This is a genomic window from Aeromonas sp. FDAARGOS 1403, assembly GCF_019047325.1.
GTDB classification, from domain to species: domain Bacteria; phylum Pseudomonadota; class Gammaproteobacteria; order Enterobacterales; family Aeromonadaceae; genus Aeromonas; species Aeromonas dhakensis.
In genome coordinates this window covers 2202076-2219931 of sequence record NZ_CP077249.1, presented here as the reverse complement: position 1 = coordinate 2219931, position 17856 = coordinate 2202076, and the positions used below count along the sequence as shown (strand labels likewise).

Annotated in this window: 13 protein-coding genes; 6 read left to right on the top strand and 7 right to left on the bottom strand. The window is 61.7% G+C overall.

What is annotated here, in order from left to right; genetic code table 11:
* Positions 1–28 precede the first annotated feature (28 nt).
* The 5 genes from I6L33_RS10570 to I6L33_RS10550 form a co-directional block, all read right to left on the bottom strand.
* Positions 29–826, bottom strand: coding sequence for an AraC family transcriptional regulator (locus I6L33_RS10570; RefSeq protein ID WP_216974024.1), 798 nt, complete (start codon positions 824–826; stop codon positions 29–31).
* A gap of 292 nt (positions 827–1118) precedes the next feature.
* Positions 1119–3524, bottom strand: coding sequence for a YgiQ family radical SAM protein (locus tag I6L33_RS10565; protein WP_216974023.1), 2406 nt, complete (start codon positions 3522–3524; stop codon positions 1119–1121).
* Positions 3525–3661: 137 nt separating this feature from the next.
* A complete protein-coding gene (locus I6L33_RS10560; RefSeq protein ID WP_005298618.1) occupies positions 3662–4033 on the bottom strand; it encodes a hypothetical protein in 372 nt (123 codons plus the stop codon).
* Between the two features lie 83 nt (positions 4034–4116).
* The gene (locus tag I6L33_RS10555; RefSeq protein WP_216974022.1) at positions 4117–7236 is read right to left on the bottom strand and encodes an efflux RND transporter permease subunit; all 3120 of its coding nucleotides are present in this window, start codon (positions 7234–7236) and stop codon (positions 4117–4119) included.
* Positions 7236–8285: an efflux RND transporter periplasmic adaptor subunit gene (locus I6L33_RS10550; protein WP_254204969.1), complete on the bottom strand. Its 1050-nt coding sequence runs from the start codon at positions 8283–8285 to the stop codon at positions 7236–7238. The genes I6L33_RS10555 and I6L33_RS10550 overlap by 1 nt, the downstream gene beginning before the upstream one ends.
* A 208-nt stretch (positions 8286–8493) precedes the next feature.
* Here I6L33_RS10550 and I6L33_RS10545 point away from each other — a divergent pair, with 208 nt between their 5' ends.
* Positions 8494–10047, top strand: coding sequence for a diguanylate cyclase (locus tag I6L33_RS10545; RefSeq protein WP_216974020.1), 1554 nt, complete (start codon positions 8494–8496; stop codon positions 10045–10047).
* A gap of 33 nt (positions 10048–10080) precedes the next feature.
* The gene (locus I6L33_RS10540; RefSeq protein WP_216974019.1) at positions 10081–10947 is read left to right on the top strand and encodes a patatin-like phospholipase family protein; all 867 of its coding nucleotides are present in this window, start codon (positions 10081–10083) and stop codon (positions 10945–10947) included.
* An 85-nt stretch (positions 10948–11032) separates the two neighbouring features.
* Here the strand turns inward: I6L33_RS10540 and I6L33_RS10535 are convergent, their stop codons facing one another.
* Together I6L33_RS10535 and I6L33_RS10530 are read right to left on the bottom strand one after the other, a co-directional pair.
* The gene (locus I6L33_RS10535; RefSeq protein WP_216974018.1) at positions 11033–12394 is read right to left on the bottom strand and encodes a sodium-dependent transporter; all 1362 of its coding nucleotides are present in this window, start codon (positions 12392–12394) and stop codon (positions 11033–11035) included.
* A gap of 205 nt (positions 12395–12599) precedes the next feature.
* Positions 12600–12866 carry a DNA-binding transcriptional regulator gene (locus I6L33_RS10530; protein WP_005298604.1) on the bottom strand — a complete coding sequence of 89 codons (267 nt, stop codon included), beginning with the start codon at positions 12864–12866 and terminating at the stop codon, positions 12600–12602.
* 259 nt (positions 12867–13125) lie between these two features.
* On the opposite strand from I6L33_RS10530, the gene I6L33_RS10525 reads away from it, so the two are divergent.
* The 4 genes from I6L33_RS10525 (at position 13126) to I6L33_RS10510 (ending at position 17779) form a co-directional block, all read left to right on the top strand.
* Complete coding sequence (locus I6L33_RS10525; protein WP_201880463.1) at positions 13126–13722, top strand: hypothetical protein; 597 nt, start codon at positions 13126–13128, stop codon at positions 13720–13722.
* Between the two features lie 309 nt (positions 13723–14031).
* A complete protein-coding gene (locus I6L33_RS10520) occupies positions 14032–15066 on the top strand; it encodes an OmpA family protein (protein WP_017766527.1) in 1035 nt (344 codons plus the stop codon).
* A 431-nt stretch (positions 15067–15497) separates the two neighbouring features.
* On the top strand, positions 15498–16499 hold the full coding sequence (ompA, locus tag I6L33_RS10515) for a porin OmpA (RefSeq protein ID WP_005298595.1): 1002 nt from the start codon (positions 15498–15500) through the stop codon (positions 16497–16499).
* A 218-nt stretch (positions 16500–16717) separates the two neighbouring features.
* Positions 16718–17779 (top strand): OmpA family protein, encoded by a 1062-nt coding sequence (locus I6L33_RS10510; RefSeq protein WP_201899489.1) that lies wholly within the window; start codon positions 16718–16720, stop codon positions 17777–17779.
* The last annotated feature ends 77 nt before the right edge of the window (positions 17780–17856 follow it).

Sequence of the window (17856 nt, the reverse complement as noted above, 5' to 3'; positions counted from 1 at the left end):
GTCATTCGGCGAGATAGAACGATATTGCTCAAATGCACCGGTCGCGATAGCCGCGCGGGGTCACGCCATAAGTCGACTTGAACGCCCTGCCCAAGTGCGACTGATCGGCAAACCCGCAGGCAATGGCAATTTCGGCAAGGTCACCGCCTTTGGATAACAACCCCTTAGCCTGCAGCAAACGGAGCTGACGCTGATAGCGGTTCGGCGACAAACCGAACGTTGCCGAGAACTGGCGGCAAAGGTGGAACTTGGACAGGCCGGCGGCCTGCGCCAGTTTATCCAGACGTACCTCCCGGGTCTGGTTGTCGTGCAGATACTCTTTCGCCCTGTGCAACCCCGGCGCAATGCTGGCGTCGAACAGTGGCGCTCGCCGCGAGGAACATAGTTGGAGCAGATCCGCCACACAGTGGCTCCATACCACGTCCCGATCAAAATGAGTTGAGTGTGCAGCGGTCAATACCGTTGCGGCCTCATGCAACCGGCTCGCTAAAAGCACATGTTCGACCTGTTTTCCCTGCACTATCGGCGGCAAAGGCATCTCCATGTTATCCGCCGCGCCAAGCAACATCTCATGGCTGGGATAAAACATGAAGTAATGGCACCCCTCTTCGCCCAACACAGTCCCGGCATGCATCTGCCCCGGCGCTATGATGCTGATTTCCCCACGGCTGATGATACCGTCGTCATCGCCTTTGGCACTGTTGTTATTGGCGCCGCGCAGGACCACACCTATCGACCAGGTGTCATGCCAATGCACGTCAAATCGATGATCCGAGAAGTCCGCGACAAGCAACTCAAGCCCGCCCAATGCGTCAAAACGATGCATAAATGCCGAATTTCCCATTGCCTTTACCCGTTCACTGACTGCCAACGCTGGCCAAAATAACACACAACGTACGGCGTGAAAGCCCTTCATCCTCCATTGAAGCAACTGTCGTTGTGCGCTGGAATTATTGGATTGCAACGAGGTGTACCGTTTTATTATCCGGTGTGAAGCCGTATGACTACTCCCTCCTGAAATAGGTTGTCAGACGAATACCACTTCCATATGCATTGGCAATAAAAAGGCGACCAACTGGTCGCCTTTTTATTTCTATCGCTTTGCTAATCAGCAAATATCACCGCGCCGGTCGCTTGGCACCATTTCCTTTGGCCGTAGGCTTGCCGCCCTGGGTGGCGGATTTGGCGCCCGGCTTGGCTGAGCCTGCGCGGGTCGGGGCCTTGCCCTTGTGAGCCGGTTTGCTCTTACCAGCACTCTGGCCTGCGCCTTGTGCGGCGGGTTTGCCGTTCCCTTTACCCAACTTGAGCTCGGAGTCCACCGGTTTGCCATTGCCCGCCTTGCCGCCATTTCTGCTGGCTGCCGGGGCATTCGCTGCACCGGCCTCGCTGCGGGCGGCCTTGTTGCCCGACCCGTTGCTGCGCTGATGGGTGATGGCACTGTGGCGGGTCAACGCGGGCTTGAGGCCCTTGCTGCGGCTGCGTTCGGCCTTGGCTTCGCCACGGCCTTCCGGCGGCACCAGGCAGTCAGGGCCGTTGCCAATCAGATGGCCCTTGCCCATCTCCAGCAGGGCTTCGCGGATCATCGGCCAGCCGGCCGGATCGTGGTAGCGCAGCAGCGCCTTGTGCAGGCGACGGCGACGCTCCCCTTTCACCACGAACACGTCCCCGCCCTGGCGACTCACCTTGTTGAGCGGGTTTTTCTCGGTGTAATACATGGTGGTGGCGTTGGCGAGCGGCGATGGGTAGAAGTTCTGCACCTGATCGAGCTTGAAGCGGTTGGACTTGATCCAGAGCGCCATGTTCACCATGTCTTCATCCGTGGTGCCCGGGTGGGCGGAGATGAAATAGGGGATCAGGTACTGCTGCTTGCCCGCCTCTTTGGAATACTTGTCGAACAGCTCCTTGAAGCTGTAGTAGCTGCCCATGCCCGGCTTCATCATCTTGGAGAGCGGGCCCTCCTCGGTGTGTTCCGGCGCGATCTTGAGGTAGCCGCCGACGTGGTACTTGGCCAGCTCCTTGATATAGCGCGGATCTTCCACCGCGATGTCGTAACGCACCCCGGAGGCGATCAGGATCTTCTTGATGCCCTTGAGGTCGCGCGCCTTGCGATAGAGGTTGATGGTCGGGCTGTGGTCGGTGTCCATGTGCGGGCAGATGGTCGGCCAGACGCAGGAAGCACGGCGACAGGTCTGCTCTGCCTTGGGGCTCTTGCAGCGGAGCTTGTACATGTTGGCGGTGGGGCCGCCCAGATCCGAGATGACACCGGTAAAGCCCGGCACCTTGTCGCGGATCTCTTCGATTTCTTTGAGGATCGACTCTTCCGAGCGGCTCTGGATGATGCGCCCTTCGTGCTCGGTGATGGAGCAGAAGGAGCAGCCGCCGAAGCAGCCACGCATGATGTTGACCGAGGTCTTGATCATGTCGTAGGCCGGGATCTTCTCGTTGCCATAGGCCGGGTGCGGCACCCGCTGGTACGGTAGGCCGAACACCCCGTCCATCTCGTCGGTCTCGAGCGGGAAGGCGGGCGGGTTGACCCAGATGATGCGATCGCCGTGGGCCTGGGAGAGGGCGCGGGCGCAGCCCGGGTTGGTCTCGTGGTGCAGGATGCGCGAGGCGTGGGCGTAGAGCACCTTGTCTTCCTTCACCCGCTCGAATGCCGGCAGCTTGACGTAGGTCTGCTCCCACGGCTTCTGCTTGGGCGGCTGCACCAGGATGGGCTTGGCCTCCTGCTCCACCGGCGCTGTACCTTCGTCGTCCGCGCAGGGGGCCCCTTCCATATAGGGGTTGGGGATGGGATCGATGCGGCCAATCTGGTCGAGTTTGCTCGAATCCACCCCGCGCCAGCCCGGCAGCGGCTCCTTGCGGATGACGGCGGTGCCTCGAATGTCCTGCATGGTGTCGATGGTCTCGCCGCCTGCGATGCGGTGAGCCACCTCGATCAGCGGCCGCTCGGCGTTGCCGTAGATGAGGATGTCGGCCTTGGCATCGATCAGGATGGAGCGACGGATGGTCTCGGACCAGTAGTCGTAGTGGGCGATGCGGCGCAGGGATGCCTCGATGCCGCCGATGACCACCGGCACCTCTTTATAGGCCTCTTTGCAGCGCTGGGTATAGACCAGGGTGGCGCGATCCGGCCGCTTGCCGCCCACATCCCCCGGGGTGTAGGCGTCGTCGTGGCGCAGCTTCTTGTCGGCGGTGTAGCGGTTGATCATGGAGTCCATGTTGCCCGCGGTCACCCCGTAGAAGAGGTTGGGCTTGCCCAGGCGCATGAAGTCATCTTTCGATGACCAGTCCGGCTGGGCGATGATGCCGACCCGAAAGCCCTGGGATTCGAGCATGCGGCCGATTACCGCCATGCCGAAGCTCGGGTGATCCACGTAGGCGTCGCCTGTCACCAGCACGATGTCGCAGCTGTCCCAGCCGAGCTTGTCCATCTCCACGCGGGACATGGGCAGGAAAGGCGCCGTGCCGTAGCACTCGGCCCAGTAACGGGGATAGGAGAAGAGGTTGGTAACCGGCTGCATTTTGACCACCTGGAACAATTCGGGTCGCGCATTATACCGGCAGAGCAAGGCGGGGGCGACGGCTTTTTGCCCCTACGATAGATGCGGAAAAGGCGAGCCAGCGGGGCTCGCCTGAAAAGTGCGGGTCAATGGTCGGCTCAGGCCAGGGCGCGGGCCAGCACGATACGGTTGTAGTGACGCTGCAGCAGCTGATAACCCCCCAGCAGGCACCAGACCAGGGCGGGCGCTAGGAACACCGGGTGGGTGGCCAGGCGCAGCATCAGCAGGCCCAGCAGGATCAGCGCAAACGGTCGGCTCTCGTAGAGCCACAGCGGCCAGCCCTGCTTTCGCACCAGCCGGTGCTTGTCTGGGCGGCGATAGGCGCCGCGCCGAAACCAGGCCAGCGAACCGGCCAGATAGAGTGCCAACCCGGCCAGCAACAGCCCCGGCTGATCGGCAATCCCCAACAAAAGCAAACCGCTGCCCATGTAGGCAAAGGGCAGCGGCTCATAAATGGCTGATGGCAACATGACTCACCTCGAGTATCAAACTGGCTACATATTAACCCGCAGCCGTTTGCTTGCCAGCCTCTGCCCCTATATGGGGGGCCGCATCAGGCGGCCGGTTTGTCCTGCTGCGAGGCGCCCTCGCTGGCGGCCAGCGCCGCGTCCACCTGTTGATCTCGCGCGCCGGTCATGCCAGCCCGTCTGGCCAGCAGATGGTAGATGGCGGGCACCAGCAGCAGGGTCACCAGGGTCGCCAGCGATAATCCGAAGAAGACCACGGTCCCCACCGACATCCGGCTCTCGTAGCCCGCCCCCATGGAGAGCATCAGCGGCACGGCCCCTATGATGGCGGTGAGCGAGGTCATCAGGATCGGGCGCAAGCGACGCACCGAGCCTGCGATGATCGCCTCGTCGAACCCTTCACCGCGCTGACGCAGCTGGTTGATGAACTCGACGATCAGGATGCCGTTCTTGGTCACCATGCCGATCAGCATGATCATGCCGATCTGGCTGTAGATGCTCATCTCCTGCCCCGTCAGCCAGAGGCCGAGCAGACCACCGAAGATGCCGAGCGGCACCGTCACCATCACCACCGCCGGGGTCAGCATGCTCTCGAACTGAGCCACCAGCACCAGATAGACCACCAGCAGGGCCAGAGCGAACACCATCACCATCTCTCCCTGGTTATCGCGATAGTCCTTGGACTCACCGGCATAATCCACCGTCATTCCGTTTGGCAGGTTGGCATTGGCCCAGCCGTCCAGGTAATCCAGCGCCTCACCCAGGGTGTGGCCCGGCGCCAGATCCGCCGTCAGGGTCACCGCCTTCTGACGCTGGTAGTGATTGAGGCGCTGCGGGCTCGCCACCTGCTTGACGGTGGCCAGGGTCGAGAGGGTCACCATCTCGCCATTGGCCGCCTTGAGGTAGATGCGGCTCAAGTCGGAGACGCCGTTGAAGTCGCGCTGGTTGGCGCGCAGATAGACGTCGTACTCCTCCCCCCTGTCCACATAGGTGGTCTGGCTGATGCCGCCGAGCAGGGCCTGCAGGGAGCTCGCGACGGTGGAGACCGGGATGCCGAGCTGGTTGGCCCGATCCCGCTCTATGGTCACCTGCAGCTCCGGGGTCTTCTCGGCATAGTCGAGATCCGGCGTCTCCATCAGACCGCTCTGGGCTGCCGCCTCTTTCAGGGCCAAGCCCTGCTGATAGAGCTCAGCGTAATCGGAGCCCTGCAGCACGAACTGCACCGCCGCGGTGGAGCCACCGCGAAAGCCCGGCTGGAAGGTGCGGATCATCACGTCCGGAATACCGGCCAGCCGCCCGCTCAGGGACTTGGCGAACTCGGTGGCGGTTTCATCCCGCTCGGCCCAGTCGGTGAGCTGGATGATGGCCATGCCGGTCTGATCGCCGCCGCGGCCGAAGGCCGGGGTGCTGAAGCTCATGGCCTGCACCACCCCCTTGCCGAGCAGCGGCATGATGGCTGCCTCCACCTGCTGCATGTTGCGCTTCATCCGCTCGATGCTGGTGCCCTCGGCCCCCTTGACGAAGACGTAGAGCACACCCCGATCCTCGGTCGGGGTCAGGCTGGTGGGCAGCTGGGCAAACAGGGCGCCGATGCCGCCCAGGCAGAGCACCAGCACCAGCGGAGTCCAGCGCGAGTGGCGCAGCACGGCGCCAAGCAGAGTTCGATAGTGCTTCTCCACCCAGCCGAGGCCGCGATCGAGCGCCGCCGTCAGCCGGTTGGGCCGATCCACCGAGCGCATCAACCAGGAGCCCATGGCCGGGGTCAGGGTGAGCGCGATCAGCGACGAGAAGAGCACCGCCAGGGACAGCAGGATGGCGAACTCGGTAAAGAGCCGGCCCACCATGCCATCCATGAAGGCGATGGGCACGAACACCATCACCAGTACGGCGGTGGTGGCAATGACCGCAAAGCCCACCTCGCGGGTACCATACCAGGCGGCCAGCAGGGGCGGCTCGCCGCGCTGCAGATGGTGGTGAATGTTCTCCACCACCACGATGGCGTCATCCACCACCAGGCCGATGGCGAGAATAAGGGCAAGCAGGGTGATGAGGTTGATGGAAAAGCCCAGATACCAGGCGCCGATAAAGGCGGAGATGAGGGAGACCGGCACCGTGATGGCCGGAATGAGGGTGGTACGCCCCTGCCCCAGGAACAGGTAGAGCACGGCCACCACCAGCACGGCGCAGATGGCCAGGGTCTCGTACACCTCGTCGATGGCCTGCTTGATGAAGATGGTGGAGTCGTAGTCGACCTCCAGGGTCGCCCCCTCCGGCAGGAAGCGCTGCATCTCGGCCATCTTCTTCTCGACCCCCTGAGCCACCGCCAGCGGGTTGGCGGTGGATTGCGCGACTATACCGATCCCCAGGCTCTCGCGGCCGTTGCGCTGGTAGGCGCTGTCTTCGTTCTTGGCCCCCACCTCCACATCGGCGATGTCGGCCAGATAGATGCTCTGGCCATTGGCGGCGGTGCGCACCTGCAGCGCCTGGAAATCGGCGGCGGTGTGATAGAGCCGGGCGATCTGCACCGCCATGGTCATGCTGTTGTTGCGGATCTCGCCGCCCGGCAGCTCGATGTTCTCGCGCTTGAGGGCATCCTGCACATCCGCCACCGTGACGCCGCGCGCCGCCATGTCGGATGGGCGCAATCGCACGTACATCACCTGGGTCAGATCGCCGGAGAGGGACACCTCGCTCACCCCGTCCACCAGGCTCAAGGGATCCACCAGTACCCGGTTGGCATAGTCGGTCATGGCGGTGCGGTCCATCTGGGTGCTGCTGAAGTTGAGCCAGACCGCCACGTCGCCGTTGCCGTTGTCCTTGGTGACCAGGGGTTCATCCACCTCGTCCGGCAGCTTGGGGCGGGCGCGGGAGATGGCGTCGCGCACATCGGAGATCCCCTCCACCATGTTCCAGCCGAGCTTGAACTCCACCGTAATGACAGAGCGCCCCTTGCGGGTCACCGAGTTGATGTTCTTGATGCCGCTGATGCCGGAGAGCTGATCCTCGATGGGCTTGGTGACCTGGCTCTCCATGACGGCGGGGGCGGCCCCCTCGTACATGGTGGTGATGGAAACGGACGGCGTCTGCACGTCCGGCATCTCCCGCACCGTCAGCTTGGAAAATGCCACCAGACCGAACACGGTGAGCAGCGCGCTCAGCACCACCGCCACCAGCGGGCGGCGCACGGAAATATCGGAGAGCCACATCAGCCTTTGACCTCCGCCAGATCGTGCACGCTGACGCCGTCACGCAGGTTGACCAGCCCCTCGACCACGATGCGATCGCCCACCTTGAGCCCTTCGGTCACCCACACCTCTTCGCCATGGGTATCCCCCAGCACCACCGGCACCCGCTTGACCTTGCCATTGGATTCGAGACGATAGACGAAGCGCTGCTCGCCGGCATACTCCACCGACTGGGCGGGGATCAGAGTCATCTTCTGTGGCGGCAGGGAGAGCTCGACGTTGAGCAGCATGCCGGGGCGCAGCTGGCCGTCAGGATTGGGGATGATCACCCGCGCCTTGATGTTCTGGGTATCGTTGGAGACGCGGCTGTCCAGCGTCTCCAGCACGCCGCGGAAAGATTGATCCGGCCAGGCCGAACTGGTCGCCGTCACCGCCATGCCGGGGCGCAGCAGCGAGAGGTAGCGCTCAGGCACCGCCAGATCGAGCCGCAGCTTGGCCAGTTCGTCCAGGTGGAGCAGGGTATCGCCGCTGTTGACCAGGGCCCCTTCGCTCAGATCGATGAGGCTGACCGATCCGTCGAACGGCGCCAGCAGGGTGCGCAGGGAGAGCTCGTACTTGGCGGCATCGACCCGGGCCTGAGCCTGGGCGACCGTAGCCTCCTGCCCCTCCAGCTCGGAGGTGGTGATGGCGCCGCGCGCCACCAGCCGGCGCATGTCCCGCAGCTTGCGGGTCTCGTCGCGCACGCTGGCGCTCTGCTCGGCCAGCTCCGCCTGCTGCTTGCCGGCATCGAGGGCGATCAATACGTCCCCCTGCTTGACTTGCTGGCCGGAGCGCACCGCTATCTTGACGATGCGGCCGGTCACCTCGGGACTGATCACCACGGAGCGATTGGCGGCCAGCTTGCTCACCAGCTTGATGGAGGGCTCTGCCAGGCTCTGGCTGACCGTCTGCGCCCGGATGTTGACCTGACGTGGCTGGGGTTTGCCGGCAGGGGAGGAGTGGCGGTAATACCAGCCGGCGGAAATCAGCAGAGAGAGGCAGGCAAGCACCAGCCAAGTACGCATTTTCATCAAGCAATCCATGAAATTAAGAGAAAAGAGGGCACTTCATCAATGATGGTCACCATGTTACCCCCTGACTATGCCGTGACTATGTATAAATGTGACAAAACGTAACAGATGCGGCGATATTTGATTGAAATAGCAGTAGCAGAAGACGGGCTTCACGATTGTGCCCTAAACTGATTCTCCGAACCTGTCCAGATACCGCCTAACGCCTATGCCAGAACCCAGACCCCATTTTGTTACCTATCGCCTGCAATGGCTGCTCTGCGCCTTCGTCACTCTGCTGCTGGCCATCACCCTCAAGCTGACCCTGACCCAGGTCACCGACCATTATCAGAGCGACACCCTCAGCACCGCCTCCCGCCTTAAATCCCAGTTTCAACAGATGGAAACCTTTCTCGAGGCCATGCGTGGTCAGGCAGAGGAGCGGCTGCGCAGCAACCCGCAATCCGCCCTCACTCTCCAGCTCTACAGCGCCCTGCGGGAGAACGGCAACCATGGCTTTGCGCTGGATCGGGTGCCCGCCAACCTGCCCAAGGGGCTGAGCGGCAACCTGACCGGGCTGGGCTCACTGCCTGCCCCCGGCAGCCAGCGTGCCGCTAGGCTGCACCTGGCGCTGAGCCTCTCCCCCCTGCTCTCCACCGCCAGCAAGCTGCTGGGAGACAAGGTCGGCTGGGTCTACTTCACCGGGGTCGATGACTTCCTCTACCTCTACCCTTGGGTCCCCTCCAGCCAGTTCCATTTTCAGCGCAGCATCTATCTCAAGTCCTACTGGCAGGATGCCCTGAAGCAGAAAGAGAAGAGCCTGCGCGCCACCGTCTCACGCCCCTACGAGGACTTTGCCGGGGCGGGGCAGATGATCACCCTGTCACAACCCATCGTGAAGGATCAGGTGCTGGTGGGGGTCATCAGCATCGACGTGCTGCTCTCCCGGCTGGAACAGCTGCTGCGAGAGTCCACCCCCGAGATGGGCACCCTGTTTCTGGTCAACCAGCATCAACAGATCCTGGCCAGCAGCGTGAAGGAGGCAGACCTGCGCCCAAAGCCGATGGTGACGCAGGCTGGCTATCGCTGGCACCAGGGGGCGTTTCAGTTCCAGTACGCCATTCCTGACACCGAGCTCATCCTGCTTCACCGCGTTCCCCTGTCCTCCCTGCTTTGTGCCCTGCTCAGTCAGTCCGCACCAACCCTGATCGCCCTCTTCTTCATGGCCTGGGCCGTGCTCGCCAACCTCAAGTCCCGCCGCCTGAACCGGCAGCTGGACTACCTCTCCAACCACGACGCCCTGACCGGCGCCTTCAACCGCCACTACTTCGACGAGTTCGAGCGCCGCCATCAACAGCGCAGGGGCAGCGTCGGGGTGATCATGTTCGACTGCGATCACTTCAAGCAGGTCAACGACCGCTTTGGCCACGAGGTGGGCGATCAGGTACTGATCCAGCTGGTGCACCTGTGCCAGCAGCAGCTGCGGCGGGAAGATGCCCTGATCCGCTGGGGCGGCGAGGAGTTTCTGCTGCTGGCGGCCAACGGGGGCGAACCACTCGACCAGCTGGCCGAACGGTTGCGCCAGCACATCGCCAGTCACCCCTGGCAGGCGCTGGCGCCAGCGCTGGCTGTCACCATCAGCCTCGGCTATCACCACAGCAGCGCCGAGACGCCGCTGCAGGAGGTCATTCGGCGGGCCGACGTGGCGCTCTACCAGGCCAAGGCCAACGGGCGCAATCGCAGTGAACCCTGGCAGGATGACGGCGCCGGCAACTGCGGGTAAGCTGATCCCCTCACTCATGTTCGGAGAGACAAAGTGGCACGAAAACCCCGTGTGGGACTGGCTCTTGGCAGCGGCGCGGCCCGTGGATGGGCACACATCGGCATCATACGGGCGCTGGAGCGACTCGGTGTCAAACCGGATCTGGTGGCCGGCTGCTCCATCGGCAGCTTTGTCGGCGCCGCCTATGCCGCCGGTGAACTGGACAAGCTGGAGAGCTGGGTGCGCGGTTTCAACCGCTTGCAGGTGGTCAGCCTGCTCGATCCGGCCCTCTCCGGCGGCCTGTTTCGAGGCGAGAAGGTGTTTGGCATCGCCGCCAATCACTTAGGGGATCCCACCATCGAGAGCCTGCCGCTCCCCTTCGCCTGCGTCGCCACCGAGCTAGACACCGGTCGCGAGATCTGGTTGCAGCAGGGGCCGCTGCGCCAGTGCGTGCGCGCCTCCTGCGGCATGCCCGGCATCCTGACCCCGACCCGGGTCGACGATCGCTGGCTGGTGGACGGCGCCGTGGTCAACCCGGTGCCCATCTCGCTGGCCCGCGCCATGGGGGCCGAGGTGGTGATCGCGGTCAACCTCAACGCCGACATGCACCAACCCTGGACCGACGAGCCGGACGAACCGAGTGGCGGCAACCGTTTCAGCCAGTGGTTCAACCGGGGCGACAGCCCCAACACACCCGGCATGTGGAGCGTGATGACCGGCTCCATCAACATCATGCAGGAGCGCATCACCCGGGCGCGGATGGCCGGCGACCCGCCCGAGATCCAGCTCTGCCCGCGCCTTGGCAGCTTCTCCATCATGGATTTCCACCGCGCCAGCGATGCCATCAACGAAGGCGAAGCCTGCGTCGAGCGCAACGCCGATCAGCTCAAGGAAGAGTTGTCCCGCTTAGGCCTCATCTAGCACGGTTCACCGGACCCGCATCACCAACAAAAAGAGCGCCTTGCGGCGCTCTTTTGCTGTGGGCACTGTGGCCAAGCACAGCTGGCTAGAACAGCCCCAACCCCTTGAGCATCACGATCAGGATCAACAGCGGCGACACGTAACGGATGATGAAGAACAGCGGCTTGAGGATGGCCAGCTCCAGCTCGCCACCGTTGGTCAGCGCCTCCTTCATCCGCTCGAAGCCCCACACCCAGCCCACGAACAAGCAGAGGAAGATGCCGCCAAGGGGCATCAATACGTTGGAGGAGACGAAATCGAACAGGTCGAAGAAGGTCTTGCCGGCGATATGAACGTCCGCCAGCGAGCTGTTGGAAAGCGCGCAGGTCGACCCCACCGCCCCCAGCACCAGCAAATTGAGCAGGGTTGCCTTGGGGCGGCTCATGTGGAATCGCTCGGAGACCACCGAGACCGGCACTTCCAGAATGGAGAGCATGGCGCCGGTGGCGGCGATGGCGGAGAGCACGAAGAACAGCACCATGAACAGATGACCAAATGGAATGCTGGCAAACACCGCCGGAATGGTGATGAACAGCAGGGAGGGACCGGCGGTGGGTTCAAAACCGAAGGCGAATACCGCCGGGAAGATGGCGATGCCGGCCAGCATGGAGACGAACAGATCGGCGCACATCACCCGGAAGGTGGTCAGCGGGATATTCTGATCATCCCGAAAGTAGCTGCCATAGGTCATCATGCAGCCCATACCGATGGAGAGTTTGAAGAAGGCGAGCCCCATGGCGGTCAGCACCACCCCGGCGGTGATCTTGGAGAGATCCGGCGAGAACAGAAAGTGCAGCCCCTGGCTGGCCCCGGGCAGGGTCAGGCTGCGGATGCCGATGACCAGCAGCAGGATGAAGAGCACCGGCATCAGCTTCTTGGTGACCGCCTCGATCCCCTTGGAGACCCCCATCAGCAGGATACCCCCCATCAGGATCAGCACCAGCCACTGCCAGAGCAGGCTCTGCAGCGGGTCGCTTATCAGCGCCCCGAAGGCCGCCCCGGTCACCTTGGGCTCGGTCGACAGGATGGAGCCGTCAACGGCCTTGAAGATGTAGGCAAAGACCCAGGCCGCCACTTCGGAGTAGAAGGACATGATAAGGAAGGCTGCCAGCACGCCCATCAGGGCGATCAACCACCAGGGCTGCCCCTTGGGGGCCAGCTTGCTGAGGGTGGTGACGGCATCGGACTTGCCTTTTCGCCCCAGCATGATCTCCGAGATCATCACCGGCAGGCCGACCAGCAGCGTCGCGATCACATAGACCAGCAGGAAACCGGCACCGCCGTTTTCGCCCGTCAGGTAGGGAAACTTCCAGATATTTCCCAGCCCGACGGCTGAGCCCAGGGTGGCGGCAAGAACGCCGAATTTGCTGGTAAAGCCATCTCTGGCCTTGGGAGTGATTTGACTCATGCTTGTCTCACTGTGCGCATCATGCGAGGGGTACTGCTAATTTTAGCGGTCGGAATTTTCTGAGGATTGATTCGGCTTGCCAAGGTATTTTCGTGAAAAGCCTTGGTGAGAGCACAAATAGCCAAATTTAATTAAATTAATTAGATATTTGATGGATAAAAAAATGCCGCCTCGAGGGCGGCATTTTTGTCAGGGCTCAATCAGCTCAAGCCTTGGCAATATCGTCCGGGCCGATCTGGCCAATCTCGGCGACTTTCTTGTCAGCCAGCAGCCAGAGGGTGAACTTGTGCAGTTCCGGGTGGTGAGCCAGGGCCACCAGGAAGGCGCCACCAACTTCACGATAACCCAGCTCATAGTTCTTCAGGGTGGTCGGGGGAACGCCCAGCAGATCAGCAAACTTGGGACGGCTCAGGCCGACTGCTTCACGGATCTGACGGATCTTCTTACCAACAGTTACGATATTTGAATTCATATTGTTCCATACTCCGTACGGCGGATTGACTCCACCTTTATTTTTCGCGACGACTCGTAGTCAAGTGTATCAGTTTTGAACGGACTCGTTATGGTCGAGTCTCTATCTTTAATCAGCGTCTTTCGACGACAACCCTTGCAAACATCGGGGATGGTAATCGCTCAACCGCCTCAGGTAAACAGTCTCGAAAAGAAACCTTTATTGTTGCCACAGGAATTACTCGTATAATCCGCGGGCTATCCCTTAAGAGTAAGAACCCATGGCACTTCCCGGCATAATCTCCTGTTTACACCCGGTATCCTCCCCCGCAGAACTCAGTCGCCAATTGCAGCAGGGCCAGCAGACACGCGCCGAAGCCTTCTGGTTGCCCGCCGCCCTGCACGATCAGGCGGCAGCAGTTTTGGCTGCGCTGGATGACAAGAGCAGCCTGTTTCTCGACCAGCCCGTTGCCGGACTTTCCCTGCGCAGCCACGATGGTGTCATGCAGGAAGCGGGAACCCTGCTGCTTGGCAATGGCCAGCAGCTGACACTGGCCAGCACAAGAGGGGATGGCGGTCTGGTCCCCACCAGCGCGCTTGCCGAGATGGCCGACTGGCTCGAGGCGGGCCACCGCCACTTTTGCTGTTCAGCTGCAGTACAGCCTGTGGCCCGGGCCATCCTCAATATCTGGCCCCTGGATCCCTACCTGGCCCGGCATTTTTTGGTCAGTTTTACACCCTTACTGTGCGAAGCAACCGAGGCCGATTATCTGGCGGTGTTCCAGGCGAGGGAATCTCCCGCCATGGCGCAATCTGACTGGGTTCAGGCCTATATGAAACTCGAAAAGAGACTGCACAGATCCTATTTGGATCACTAATTAATCTGGATAAACAGCCAGTTACCCACACGACACAATCTGCCATATGGATTATGTGTGAGCTTGATCATGTTTTGAATTAGGCATAGAGTGCGCCACGTCATCGGAATGACACCGGCTGTTCGTGAAGGGGTGAACCATTGTTTTTGCAATGTCCCCCGCTCGCTAGTGCACCAGGAATGCGTGCCTCCCGGAAGGAACCGGGATCCCTGCCAGACTCAACGCTGTTGTTCGGCAGAGCCTGCAGCTTACATAAATTAAAAAGTGCGAAGCACGTGAACAACGTGCCATCTCAACGAGGATTTTTTTATGATGAAAATGGCTCCTTCCCTGATCGCCATCGCCATGGCTGCCATGGGTGCAACTGCCGCTCACGCCGCTGACGACATCTACTTCGGTGCCGGTGCCGGTGCTGCCCACTTCAACGGTCTGAACAAGATCGGTGGTGGCGGTTACGCTGGTACTGAAGACGCTGCTGCTGCCAACGCCTTCGTCGGTTACAACTTCACCGAAAACTTCGGTACCGAATTCGGCTACCAGTACGCTGGCCGCGGCAACACCGACGGTCTGCGTTACGAGAACCAGGGTGCCACCCTGTCCGGTATCGCTCGTCTGCCGCTGGGCGGCGACTTCTCTGCTTTCGCTGAAGGCGGCGCCTACTGGGCTCACACCGACGGTCTGGGCACCAGCGACACCAAAGTATCCCCGCTGGCTGGCCTGGGCGTGACCTACAAGGTCAACGACGCCCTGGATCTGCAAGCTCGCTACCGCTACATGTGGGACGTGGCTGACCTGCACGCAGGCGACGCCCCGGACGACGTACGCTACAAGTCCAACCAGAGCGTTGCGACCCTGGAAGCCGTATACCACCCGTTCCGTACTTCCTACGTAGCTCCGGCTCCGGCTCCGGTTGTTGAAGAAGCCCCGGCCCCGGCTCCGCAGGTAGTTGAGAAGAACTTCGCCCTGAACTCCGACGTGCTGTTCGCCTTCGGCAAAGACAGCCTGAAGCCGGAAGGCGTTGCTGCCCTGAACGCTCTGTACCAGCAGATCGTTGAGTTCCAGCCGAAAGATGGCAACGCTGTTGTCGTTGGTTACACCGACCGTATCGGTTCCGACGCCTACAACCAGAAGCTGTCTGAAGCCCGTGCCCGCACCGTTGCCAACTTCCTGGTCAGCAAGGGTATGGCTGCCAGCAAGGTTGCCATCGAAGGTCGTGGCGAAGCCAACCCGGTTACCGGCACCAAGTGCAACGGCGTGAAAGCCAAAGCTCAGCTGATCTCCTGCCTGGCTCCGGACCGTCGCGTAGAAGTTCGCGTATCTGGCGTACAAGAAGTTCAGAAGTAATCTGACTTAGTTCAGATAATGCGAAAAGGGGATGCCACGGCATCCCCTTTTGTTTGCCCACCGTCTGTTTTTGAGCAAAAACACAGCAACCAGCGTCACTTCCTGTCAAATCATTTCCCCCGGCTTCCTTCTCCATAATCACTGCGGCGCCGCGCCAGTGCTGGATATCTGTACAGAAACTTGATCCGTGCGAGTCAAAAGAATACAGTAAACCCGCTTGTAAGGTATTGGATGAACTATTAAAAGTGCATTCGGCCCGGTTAGTTGTCCATGAAGCCAAGGCTTCGTGAGTATCCAGGAACCATCTCTTTTTTCATTCAGACCAACCGTGGTTCACCATGGAGGTCGCAGTGAGACTGTCATCTGCGGCCGGTATAACTGAAAGAGTGCGCAGTACGCCCTAGCACGGCAAACTCAACGAGGATAAAACGATGAAAATGAAAATGGCACCCACCCTGATTGCTCTGGCCATCGCAGCCATGGGCACCACCACCGCTCAAGCCTCCAACGACTGGTACACAGGTATGGGTGCAGGTTGGGCTTATGGTCACGACCTGGACGACTTCGGCAAAGACGCAGACAAGGACGCCACCGCGCTCTCCCTGTTCGGCGGCTACAACTTCAACGAGAACTTCGGCGCCGAGCTGGGTTACCTCTATGCCGGCAAAGGCGGTGTAGACGGCGTTGACTTCAAGACCCAGGGCGCGACCCTGTCCGGTCTGGCCCGTCTGCCACTCGGCGACATCTTCTCCGTGTTTGCAGAAGGCGGTGCCTACTTTAACCACGTCAACGGCAACGGCAGCAGCGACAACGGCACAGCCCCGCTGGCCGGTCTGGGCGTGACCGCCAAGCTCTCCGACCTGCTCGACCTGCAAGCCCGCTACCGCTACATGTGGAACCTGGGTGACGAGCAAAAGACCTGGGAAACCGACATGAGCGTGGCCACCCTGGAGCTGGTGATGCACCCGAACCGCACCACCTATGTGGCCCCCGTGCCCGCCCCGGCACCCGAGCCCGTTCCTGAGCCGGTGATGGTCGACAAGAACTTCTCCCTGAGCTCGGACGTGCTGTTTGCCTTCGGCAAATCCACTCTGAAGCCGGAAGGTGTGGCCGCCCTGAACACCCTGTATCAGCAGATCGTTGACGTTCAGCCCAAAGATGGCAGCGCCGTAGTCGTCGGTTACACCGACCGCATCGGCTCCGAAGCCTACAACCTGAAGCTGTCCGAAGCCCGTGCCCGCACCGTGGCCGACTTCCTGGTCGGCAAGGGTCTGCCGGCTGGCAAGGTCTCCATCGAGGGTCAAGGCAAGGCCAACCCAGTCACCGGTACCCAGTGCAACGGCATCAAGGCCAAGGCTCAGCTGATCTCCTGCTTGGCGCCGGATCGTCGCGTTGAAGTGCGCGTCACCGGTGTACAGCAAGTTCAACAGTAAGTCGTCAGCCCGCTGACCATGAAGGAGGCCATCAGGCCTCCTTTTTTATTCCCCTCGTCAGGCCCGTCATCCTGCTCCGCTTTTGTGCGCATTTCTGTGCACATTTCCTGCCAACCTGCCCCGTCAGCTGGTTAAACGCTCTGCATCACCTATAAATAGTGGTGGTTGTACTCAACAGGGCTTGCGCCCTACTACACCAGCATCGACGAGGATACGCGATGAACATAAAAGTAAAACCGGTTTGGATTGCATTGGCATTGGCAGCCACGGGTGCCCAGGCGGCGCCGGACAACGACTGGTACGCCGGGGTGGGTGGCGGCTGGGCCATCGCTCACGATCTGGGTGACTTTGGCAAGGATGCGAGCAAGGATGCCACCGCGCTCTCCCTGTTCGGCGGCTACAACTTCACCGAGAACCTGGGGGGTGAGCTGGGTTACCTGTCGACCGGCAACTGGGATGTGCAGGGCAATGACTTCAGCAGCCAGGGCGCCACCCTGTCGGTGATTGGGCGGCTGCCGCTGGGGGATATCTTCTCGGTGTTCGCCGAGGGGGGCGGTTACCTCTACCACGTCAAATCCGTCAACGGCGGTGACAACAACCTGGCCCCGCTGGCCGGCCTCGGCCTCACCGCCAAACTGCACGACTGGGTCGACATCCAGGCCCGCTACCGCTATCTGGTCCGGGTCGGCGACGATCCTGACAACGACAAGGTGGGCAGCGGTACCCAGCGCTGGGTCAGCGACATCAGCACCGCCACCCTGGAGCTGGTGATCCACCCCAACCGCAGCAAACCGGTCGAGCCGGCCCCCGCCCCCATGGTCGTTCCCCCGCCACCGCCCGCCCCCGAGCCGGTGGATCAGACCTTCAACCTGAGCTCGGACGTGCTGTTTGCGTTCGGCAAGGCGGATCTCAAGCCGGAGGGGATGCAGGCACTCGACTCGCTCTACCAGCAGATCGTCGACGTCCAGCCCAAGGATGGCAGCGCCGTGGTGATGGGCTACACCGACCGCATAGGCACGGATGCCAACAACCAGAGGCTGTCGGAGGCCCGCGCCAGCACGGTTGCCAACTTCCTGATCGGCAAGGGGCTGCCCGCCGACAAGGTGAGCATCCAGGGCAATGGCGAGAGCAACCCGGTCACCGGCAGCCAGTGTGATGCCATCAAGGCCAAAGCCGCCCTCATCGACTGCCTGGCCCCGGATCGCCGGGTGGAAGTACGGGTCACCGGTACCCAGGGGAGCGCCGCGCCCGCCGCACCGGAGATGCCAGCAGAGCAGTGAACCCGGCCGAGCAGAGGGCCGGACGTGTGACCAAGTGCAGATGACTGCGCGCCGGCCAGCAAGCCCGCCACGCCATG

What these genes read in the sequence shown, in the direction of transcription:
- I6L33_RS10570 (WP_216974024.1), bottom strand. Translation starts at nt 826, where the DNA reads ATGCATCGTTTTGACGCATTGGGCGGGCTTGAGTTGCTTGTCGCGGAC.
- I6L33_RS10565 (WP_216974023.1), bottom strand. Translation starts at nt 3,524, where the DNA reads ATGCAGCCGGTTACCAACCTCTTCTCCTATCCCCGTTACTGGGCCGAG.
- I6L33_RS10560 (WP_005298618.1), bottom strand. Translation starts at nt 4,033, where the DNA reads ATGTTGCCATCAGCCATTTATGAGCCGCTGCCCTTTGCCTACATGGGC.
- I6L33_RS10555 (WP_216974022.1), bottom strand. Translation starts at nt 7,236, where the DNA reads ATGTGGCTCTCCGATATTTCCGTGCGCCGCCCGCTGGTGGCGGTGGTG.
- I6L33_RS10550 (WP_254204969.1), bottom strand. Translation starts at nt 8,285, where the DNA reads ATGAAAATGCGTACTTGGCTGGTGCTTGCCTGCCTCTCTCTGCTGATT.
- I6L33_RS10545 (WP_216974020.1), top strand. Translation starts at nt 8,494, where the DNA reads ATGCCAGAACCCAGACCCCATTTTGTTACCTATCGCCTGCAATGGCTG.
- I6L33_RS10535 (WP_216974018.1), bottom strand. Translation starts at nt 12,394, where the DNA reads ATGAGTCAAATCACTCCCAAGGCCAGAGATGGCTTTACCAGCAAATTC.
- I6L33_RS10530 (WP_005298604.1), bottom strand. Translation starts at nt 12,866, where the DNA reads ATGAATTCAAATATCGTAACTGTTGGTAAGAAGATCCGTCAGATCCGT.
- I6L33_RS10525 (WP_201880463.1), top strand. Translation starts at nt 13,126, where the DNA reads ATGGCACTTCCCGGCATAATCTCCTGTTTACACCCGGTATCCTCCCCC.
- I6L33_RS10520 (WP_017766527.1), top strand. Translation starts at nt 14,032, where the DNA reads ATGATGAAAATGGCTCCTTCCCTGATCGCCATCGCCATGGCTGCCATG.
- ompA (WP_005298595.1), top strand. Translation starts at nt 15,498, where the DNA reads ATGAAAATGAAAATGGCACCCACCCTGATTGCTCTGGCCATCGCAGCC.
- I6L33_RS10510 (WP_201899489.1), top strand. Translation starts at nt 16,718, where the DNA reads ATGAACATAAAAGTAAAACCGGTTTGGATTGCATTGGCATTGGCAGCC.